We start from the raw sequence: 8411 nt of genomic DNA, 5'->3' as shown, positions 1-8411 counted from the left end.
GTCAGTGGCACCCTGCGGAGATGCAGGATATCCTGTTTACATTCCGCGGCACAATCCTCCGGACTCATGAGGTGCGAACGGCACCGCCGGACCCGGACAAAGACCGTAAGGCCGTGGCAGAAAAGGATGAATTCAAGCCACGATTCCCGGAGCAGGTCACGGTCCATCACGGTCCCGCGTCCTGCCGCGTTCTTTATTGCCTGCCTGATCGCCTCTGTCGGTAGCGGCCCGCGTGTCATGCATCGCACCCCAAGCCCGGCTCACCGGTACTGTGCCGGTGTTCAGTGACGGAATCCCCGGGACCCTCTAGTCCCGTAACCCGTGCCGGGGCAAGTTCCTTTGGCAGGGATTTTGTCCTGACGGATATGTTGTAATGATGCCAGTGCGTCCGTTTCACGCTGATGCGGTACACTGAGTCACCGAACCGGGTGATCTGCCAGGCGATTGCCCGTGGCAGGAGATAGAGCGGGATTCCACCTTCAGTCACGGATTTACTCTTCGGCATCCTGTGCCCGCCTCCGTCTTCCGGAGTATGTCCCGGTCATGTGTAAATGGCCGCTCTTCTTCGTTAATCAGGACGGTATCCTGCCGGACACCGCCAGTTTTGTTCTGCTTTCTGTATGTGGAGTCTATGCTATCACTTCCCTTGTTGTCAACCCGGGCAGGGGAAAATCCTCATAAGAATGTACGATAATGATCACATGCCTGCGGGTGGACCGGGTCCAACGAAGTTCGTCGCTTGGTGAACCCGTCCTTTCTTTTGGGACAACCCCCGGCTGTCCACGAATTGGGATTTCGTTACGCGATATATAACGATTCTAACGCAACTCTCTACCGGACGCCCGACCGGTAGACGATCGCGTTAGAAACGTTACGTGGCGGATACCGGAATCCGCTTACCGGGTATACTATGAAAGTATCCGGAACCAGTGAGGTAATGATCGTGTCAAAAAAATTTCTCTATTGGTTCTTTACCATAGCCGGAATTACCGGTGCAATAATCGCGATCACCGGGATCGGCTGGCTGTGGTATTTCAGCCCGCTCGCACATACTCACCGCCTCAGCCTGGAGGGGTACCTGACCCTTGAGTTTTTCCTGGTTTTCCTAGTTTTTTCGGGGTGGGTTTTCTCACGGCGGGATCAATTCAGGGAGGATCAAACTCCCATAGCCTGAACGTGGATAAAACAGGAATCAGGATATGAGATCCTTTGGCTCTATTCTTCCTTTTTCTGTCCGATCAAAATCCGTATCAAAGCTGACGAGGACCAGATCAAATTTTTCCGCAACAACGTACTGGTATGCATCATCAAAATCAAGTTTGAATGATAATGACACATGCTCCAGGCGTTTCATATCTTCACTGCCCAGCGCGAACAGGGTAATCCCTCCATCTCCGAAAAGGTCCTCAATAAAATCCGAGAAGAGGTGTGGGGCATTTTTCTGGTACAGAATAATCCCGATTGAATGAAACGCGAGATCGCTGATTCCCAGCTCTTCAGGGTTTTTGGTACTGAGAAGTGCCCGGACTGACCCGGATTCTTTCTGGTCGAGCAGCAGTTCAAGAAAAATATTGGTGTCGAGGAGATACAATCTCTAGCCCCGCCACTTCGATGCTTCATGCTGGAGCTCAACGGAGGTTATACTTTTATCGATGTGGGAAAGGCCACCGGCCCAGCCTAGGCGGAACTTCTTTTTCCGGGGTTGTTTCTTCCGCTTCGCAAGCTCTTCGATAAAATGGATCGCCTCCTCACGTAAATCGGGCGGCAGCATTCGGATTTTTTCTTCAACCGAACCGGTAGAGGAGGACATAATGATTCATCATTTTATTGTTTCTTATGCATAGAATCTTTTCGGGTGAGGAGACCGGTGAAGGGATCTGACGCTTATCGGGGTATGTTTTCTCCCGGCGGAATCAGTTCAGGGAGGACCAGTCTCCTTTGGCCTGAATCTGGATACCCCGACCGTGATCATTTTTCAGACGGTCCGGCCCGACGCAGAGAACCAGGCCGGTAAACCGATCCTCTTTTCTTTCCGGGTCCGTGCACACAAAGAACGGTTTCTTCATTCAAAACCGGTCATCACCCGCTCTTCGTCATCAGAATGCAGTACGGATATTCCGGCTTATATCGCGGGCAGTCCTTCTCAAGGCAAGAAACAAGTCCGACGGTTGGATCTTCTTCCCGTGCCAGCCTGACCCGTTCTGTTTCCATGCACCAGTTGCGGATTGGTCTTTTCATATGAGGGAATGCGTGGAGAAGGGGATATGGAGGAGGCAGGGGGAGGGTGAAAGTGTGGGGATGGGGGGCATAGAATCCTGTATTATCATTCTACCATATTCCGGTGACTGGTGAGATTTTCCCGGAACTTTGCCATCACGTTCAGACCGAGCTTATCGAGCCGGGGGTGTCCGATCGGGATTTTCTTTTGGGTCCGGGGTTTGACGAAATTGGGTCACCAGTGCACCGGTGCAGATATTTGCTGGCGGTGAGAAGTTCTACCCTCATCAATGAGGGGCTATTCCAATTTCTGCCGTTGTTTCCAGATTATAAGGAGAGCTTTGCATTCATCCTTCGGGGGAAATCTCGGTTTCTTCAAAATCACGTTGTAGGCCGCGATCGCCTCAGTAAATGTGATGATCCTCTCGTTTGCAAGATAATCTATCAGCCAGCAGGTCCCACGGCAGTCCACGCTGTTATCTGCTGCAGCATTGCGCAGAGCTTCATCACCGGTGATAAGAACAGTATTTTTCGATTGGGCAAGGACCAGGACTGAAATGTCGTAATATGATGGTTTGGAATATGTCGCCATCAATACCCGGATTTTTCCAATTTCTTCAGAGGTGAGTGGTTCAAAACACAAACCGAGCTCTTTCAGCACCTGGAACGGGGGATTAAGAAATTCATCAGCCAGCGAATCGGTTACTGAAAAATCGCAGGGCAATTGGAATACTTTGGAGAGCAGTTTTGCACAATGAAGGTCAATTATGGTATTTGTATCAAGTACATAAGATTGCCGAGCACTCAATGTCCGATTCCCCGTCTACTGAACAGAAGGTACTGATGCTCTGGTTTAATAATTCAGCAGCCTTCGATGTGGAAATGATTCCTTCGGCATGTGCCCGGAGAACCATAGCCTCCATAAGGGCCGGTTTCTCCCGCTTTGCGATATCATCATCGGGCTCCTTCCGGTGCCAGCCTTTCTTCACGAAGAACTTCCGGATCGCGAGGTAATCTTCTGAAGAGATTATGCCGGTGTCCAGGGCCCGGTGCAGCCATGCCCCCATCGAGAAACCATATTTTTCCTTGAGGATGAGCAGCTCCTTGATGGAAAACTTATGCCGGGTTTCATCCAGCTCGAAGAGGGCCTTCTCCCGGGGAACAAGGAACTCGCCGGCAAACCGGTGCATTGCATTCTCTTCCTTAAGATCTCCTTCCACTTCGAGGAGACAGTGCCCGAGTTCGTGGGCGAGGGAAAACCGCTGCCGTGCCTGGGGAAGATCTTCCTTCACGACAATAACCCGGTGGCCGGCGTATTCGGTGAATAACGCGTCGAATTTTGTTATCCCGCCGATGATCCCGATCTTGATGCCCTTATCTTCCAGCAGGTACGTCAGGTTTTCAATCGGGTCGGTCCCGAGGTCCCACGCGGCCCGGAGATCCCGTGCCGCCTCTTCAGCCTCTTCAAATGAAGAAATGTTCCGTGGGAAACCCGCAGGCATCCCGAAGACCCGGGGCCGGCCCGCAAGGCTCTCGATCTGGAGATACCGCTCCAGCCATTCTTTTGTCTCGGCGTTGATCTGCTTCTCTTCCCGTTTCAGCATCTTCGTGGAACGGAATGCCATGTGGCTGAGCTGGATCTGCTGGTTCTCCGGCCTGAGCAGGGATGAGACAGGGATCCGCAATATTTTACTGAGTTTGATCAGGACTTGTGAATCCGGGACCAGTTTGTTTTTTTCATATTTGTCGACCGTCGTGTGCGAAACACCGATCTGTTCCGCAAGGCCTCTCAGCGATATCCTGAGGACCTGTCTCCGTAATTTTATGCTCTCTCCGAGGCTCACGTGCTCCACCAAAAACGGTTAGTTTACAAATCGACTAACTACATTACTATTTGTAACCTGATATTTATAATCATGGGGTTTGTGCCGGTGGGATGAAGCCGGGAGGGGAGTGGAAATCTGAATGATTTGTAAAAAATGTAATGTAATTTTAATATTGTAAAAATTGAGTCCTATTGATTATTTTATCCAAACAAATATCGTCAATTGCGATAAAGGGCTCATCAGGAACATATGGCCGAATTCATTCCCGATCGCCTTCCGTCTAAAGCGAGCCGGGGAGAAGAACGCACCTTCGCTCTTCTGAAAAAACTGCCGGATGACTATCTCGTCTATTATGAACCCAATATCGATAACCGGCATCCGGATTTTATTGTGATCGCGCCGGATCTCGGTGTTATTATCATCGAAGTGAAAGGCTGGTTCCTTGACGATATCGTCAAAGGCAATCATCTGGAGATTACCGTTAATACCGATGGTCGAGAGCGGCAGGAGATCCATCCGCTCGAACAGGCCCGGAACTATATGTGGAGGTTGGCCGGGGCTTGCGAGAAAAGTCCAAACCGTTCCCAGCTTCTCCACCAGGAAGGCCGGCATAAAAACAAATTCTTCTTCCCGTTCTGTCATTTCGTGATCCTGTCCAATATCACCCGGGACAATATTTTACGGCGCAAAGATCAGGATGTATCCGAAATTTTCAAGATGGATAATACCCTGTTCCGGGACGAACTGGTCGCCCTTGAAAATGTGTCTCCCGAAGAATTACGAAATACCCTGATGAGGTTTTTCGATCCCTTCTGGAAGATCACTCCGTTCACATCCGGACAGGTCGACGTCCTCCGCTCCATCATCCACCCGGAGATCATCCTGAGCTATATCCCGTCCCGGCCCTTGACCGAAGAGGAGACCGATCAGTGTTTCGATTTGGTTGTCCTTGACCGCCGGCAGGAGAACAATGCCCGGAAGATCGGCGAAGGTCACCGGATCATCTATGGCGTTGCCGGCTCCGGGAAGACCGTCCTTCTTATCTCCCGGGCCAAATGGCTCAATGACCGGGATCCCGATGCAAAGATCCTCCTGCTCTGCTACAACGTAGCCCTGAGTGCCTGGCTCAGGCATATGCTGAAGGACTACTCCCGGATCCATGTGCATCATTTCGATGGCTGGGCAAAATACAACAGCATCACCCGCAGGAAAAGGGATCCGGCGACGGACAGGATCGAAACAGACGAGAATCTCGGGAGCCGGCTGCTCGACCACCTGAAGGAACGGACCGGCGATTACCGGAACTACGATGCGATCCTGATCGACGAGGCCCAAGACTTCCCCTCCATCTGGTTCACCTGCATCCTCGAAGCCCTGCAGGACCCACTTGATGGTGACCTGCTGATAGTCTGCGACGGGAACCAGGGAGTCCGTCTCATCGGTGCCGTGAGCTGGAAATCGCTCGGGATCAGAGCTGCGGGGAGGACTATCCACCAGGCGTTCGACCTTGATCGGAATTACCGGAATACCCGGGAGATCCTGAAACTGGCGCAGCATTTCACCGCGAAGAACATTAAAAATTCCGAGGACTCGATCTCGATCGTGCCGGTCGACCCGAGTCAAGCGATGCGGAGGGGACCGCGGCCGATCCTGTACACATGCAAGGATCATGCCGATGAATGCCAGAGGATCATCCATATCGTCAGGAGACTGCTGGACGGGAAGATTAAATTCCTGAACAAGGCCGTGAAGGTCCGGCCCCAGGATATCGGCATCCTGTATCACGGGATACCGAAGAGCGAGAGAGACCTGTTCAAGGGATTCATCGAAGATCTTGGAAAGGTTGCCCCAGTTACCTGGCTGAACGAGAACCGGGGTGCGAGGACGAAAGTATTCGAACAGTCCATCAAGGTCCAGACGGTCTATTCGGCCAAGGGCCTGCAGTACCGCGTCGTCTTCGTGATGTGGGCCGACCAGTTCACTCCGCGCCATCCGGATGAACGCGATCATGAGGAGCGGCTGCTCTACGTCGCGCTGACCCGGGCGTCAGATATCCTAGTTGTAACATATTCCGAGCCGAACGAGTTTATCGATACGATGGTGAAGAGCCGGGTGGTGGATGAGTCTGGGGTTTCCCGGCCTCCGACACGAAGCGTGGAAGATGTGCCGGATGACCGGCAGTATGCGTGAAAAATATGTATCTCCAATTGAACACCTGGAGCATAAATCCGCCGATGGCTGATCCCCCAAAACCCCATTTTAGTGATTCCTTCACCTCGCCTACCACGTCCCAAAACCCGTCTCCATGACCTATCCTCCAACCAAACAGATCTACACAGGCCGGTTTTATCCCTCGTAAAAAGCCCGGTCTGGTAATCCGGGGCAGTACCAGCATTTCCAGAAAAACCTTCTCAAAAAAGGGCCGAAACAGGCCGGTCGGCGAAATCCGGAAAAATGGAAAATAAGCCCTATACGAGCCCGGATTGGCCTTTTTCACCAAAATAGGGGGGTGAGCCCCCTATAGGTCAAAAAAGGGGATCTCATTTCCTGCTCTCCGACGATAATACAGGGCGGGACGGGGGTACCCCGGGCACCACCCCCTGTAGTACCGGGGTCCCATCTGCCCGGATCTCGATGAGCCGGTCGTTAAGAATCCGGAAATACTGCCAGGTCCCCCACGGTGATAAGAGCCAGAGTTCACGGGCGATAACTCCGGTCAGTGGCACCCTGCGGAGGTGCAGGATATCCTGTTTGCATACCGACTTATAATTCGGTGCCTGGTGAACCCAGTTCGTCAATTCCCGGACCCCGGAGAAAATCCCGATCGGACACCCCCGGCTATAGACGCTTGGTCTGAGCGTGATACTCTGCCGTTCCGGGAAAATCTCACCAGTCACCGGCATATGGGATGATGGCAGCACAACACTCCCGCGCCCACCCGCGCGGACTGGTACGATGCGGTTGCGTTCATCATCGGGCTGGCAGGCCGGAAGCCCGACAGGATCACGGAAGGGGAATGCCGCCGGGTCCGGGGAATATTTCCCGGACGTGTTCGGGAGCGGGGATGGCTGAGATACATGATGACCCGTGCACCGGCAGAGTCCGGTGCCTGGATGTGATGAAAATAAAAAGCCAAACATCACAAACAAATTCCAAAACCATTAGCACGATGCAAGTTAAGTAAGGAAATAACCATGACAGACTCCACCATTTTCGAAGACCGCACAATCAAACGCCTCATTGTCGGCATCGTTGCGGGGCTGGCCCTCGGGATGGTGCTCGATATGGTGCTGGTCGTATTCAGGGGTTCGGCGTACATGCCGGTGGCCTTTGTTGTCCGATAGGTCCATCAGGACCTGGAGGAGGAGAAGATTTACGAAGTAAATCTTCGATTTAGTGCTGGTCGCGGTCCTGGCGGTGCTGGTGCGGTGGGCGAAGTGGCAGGAGTGAGGGGGCGGAGTCCCAACTGAAGCTTCAGACCCCCCGACCTATCCCGGACATTATTCTTTCCGGAATTTTTCCTGCTACCGTTTGCCGATCTTCCGTACCCCATCATGATCGGTCAGCAGTTTCATCTGGTGAATTGCAATCGTGTTCAGCTTCACCAGCCGCTCCTGCTGGGAAATATTCTCGCTGATAAAGTGGGCATTCAGGTTTTCCAGGTTGGAGAGACAGACGAGCTGCGAGATGTCCGCATAATCCCGGATATTTCCGGTTTTGTCGGTGTTCGCCTCCCGCCACTCTTTTGCCGTGATGCCGAATAATGCCATGTTCAGTACATCCGCTTCGGATGCGTAAACCGTGGTAATCTGCGGCCGGGTCAGTTCAGCCGGTATCAGGTTCTCCTTAATCGCATCTGTATGGATCCGGTAATTGATCTTTGCCAGGTTGCGCCGTATGTCCCAGCCGAGCTGCTTACGCTCTTCATCCTTGAGACGCTGGAATTCCTTGATCAGATAGAGTTTGAATTCCACCGAGATCCATGAAGCAAATTCATACGCGATATCCTTGCGGGCATACGTTCCCCCGTATCGTCCCGGTTTTGAGACGAGACCAATGGCAGATGTCTTCTCAATCCACTGCTTGGGAGTCAGGGTAAAACTGTTGAGCCCTGCAAGTTTTCTAAACCCGTCGAATTCCACGGGTTTAAAATCCGGATTATTCAGATGTTCCCATATTCCGAGAAATTCGATAGTATTACGGTTCCGTATCCAGTTCCGGATTAAATCATCGGTATTGTCCGGATCTTTGTATCGTGCAATATCGGTAATGCAGATGAAATCCTCATCATTGTTTGAATAAAATGAAATCTCGTTATCCAGCACACGGATCTTAGCCATGATCATGTCCCGGTGTAATCACTCATGT

Annotated in this window: 12 protein-coding genes; 3 read left to right on the top strand and 9 right to left on the bottom strand. The window is 52.1% G+C overall.

Annotated features, from left to right (window positions below; genetic code table 11):
• Together ABSB80_RS02955 and ABSB80_RS02950 are read right to left on the bottom strand one after the other, a co-directional pair.
• Window positions 1–239: hypothetical protein (locus ABSB80_RS02955; protein WP_428367975.1), on the bottom strand; the 239-nt coding region annotated here is incomplete at its 3' end.
• A complete protein-coding gene (locus tag ABSB80_RS02950; protein ID WP_428367974.1) occupies window positions 236–505 on the bottom strand; it encodes a hypothetical protein in 270 nt (89 codons plus the stop codon). The genes ABSB80_RS02955 and ABSB80_RS02950, both read right to left, overlap by 4 nt.
• 405 nt (window positions 506–910) lie before the next feature.
• On the opposite strand from ABSB80_RS02950, the gene ABSB80_RS02945 reads away from it, so the two are divergent.
• Window positions 911–1174, top strand: coding sequence for a hypothetical protein (locus tag ABSB80_RS02945; RefSeq protein WP_428367972.1), 264 nt, complete (start codon window positions 911–913; stop codon window positions 1172–1174).
• An 18-nt stretch (window positions 1175–1192) separates the two neighbouring features.
• Here the strand turns inward: ABSB80_RS02945 and ABSB80_RS02940 are convergent, their stop codons facing one another.
• The 5 genes from ABSB80_RS02940 to ABSB80_RS02920 form a co-directional block, all read right to left on the bottom strand.
• A complete protein-coding gene (locus tag ABSB80_RS02940) occupies window positions 1193–1591 on the bottom strand; it encodes a type II toxin-antitoxin system VapC family toxin (protein ID WP_428367971.1) in 399 nt (132 codons plus the stop codon).
• 3 nt (window positions 1592–1594) lie between these two features.
• Complete coding sequence (locus ABSB80_RS02935; RefSeq protein WP_428367970.1) at window positions 1595–1810, bottom strand: DUF2281 domain-containing protein; 216 nt, start codon at window positions 1808–1810, stop codon at window positions 1595–1597.
• Between the two features lie 269 nt (window positions 1811–2079).
• Entirely contained in the window at window positions 2080–2238 is a 159-nt protein-coding gene (locus ABSB80_RS02930; protein ID WP_428367968.1) for a hypothetical protein, read from the bottom strand.
• Between the two features lie 277 nt (window positions 2239–2515).
• Window positions 2516–3025 (bottom strand): PIN domain-containing protein, encoded by a 510-nt coding sequence (locus tag ABSB80_RS02925; RefSeq protein WP_428367966.1) that lies wholly within the window; start codon window positions 3023–3025, stop codon window positions 2516–2518.
• A complete protein-coding gene (locus ABSB80_RS02920; protein WP_428367964.1) occupies window positions 2997–4061 on the bottom strand; it encodes a helix-turn-helix domain-containing protein in 1065 nt (354 codons plus the stop codon). Before ABSB80_RS02920 ends, ABSB80_RS02925 begins: the two co-directional genes overlap by 29 nt.
• Window positions 4062–4292: 231 nt before the next feature.
• Between ABSB80_RS02920 and ABSB80_RS02915 the strand changes: the two genes are divergently transcribed.
• Entirely contained in the window at window positions 4293–6233 is a 1941-nt protein-coding gene (locus tag ABSB80_RS02915; RefSeq protein ID WP_428367962.1) for a nuclease-related domain-containing DEAD/DEAH box helicase, read from the top strand.
• Between the two features lie 350 nt (window positions 6234–6583).
• On the opposite strand, the gene ABSB80_RS02910 is transcribed toward ABSB80_RS02915, so the two are convergent.
• Window positions 6584–6964: a hypothetical protein gene (locus ABSB80_RS02910; RefSeq protein WP_428367960.1), complete on the bottom strand. Its 381-nt coding sequence runs from the start codon at window positions 6962–6964 to the stop codon at window positions 6584–6586.
• Between the two features lie 273 nt (window positions 6965–7237).
• On the opposite strand from ABSB80_RS02910, the gene ABSB80_RS02905 reads away from it, so the two are divergent.
• Window positions 7238–7387, top strand: coding sequence for a hypothetical protein (locus ABSB80_RS02905; protein WP_428367958.1), 150 nt, complete (start codon window positions 7238–7240; stop codon window positions 7385–7387).
• A gap of 180 nt (window positions 7388–7567) precedes the next feature.
• Here ABSB80_RS02905 and ABSB80_RS02900 read toward each other — a convergent pair whose 3' ends face one another.
• Window positions 7568–8383, bottom strand: coding sequence for a KilA-N domain-containing protein (locus ABSB80_RS02900; RefSeq protein ID WP_428367956.1), 816 nt, complete (start codon window positions 8381–8383; stop codon window positions 7568–7570).
• Window positions 8384–8411 lie beyond the last annotated feature (28 nt).

This window comes from Methanoregula sp., from assembly GCF_050010295.1.
In the GTDB taxonomy this organism is placed as follows: Archaea; Halobacteriota; Methanomicrobia; order Methanomicrobiales; family Methanospirillaceae; genus Methanoregula.
The sequence above is the reverse complement of the archived record's forward strand: the minus strand, read 5'-3'. Positions and strand labels throughout refer to the sequence as shown.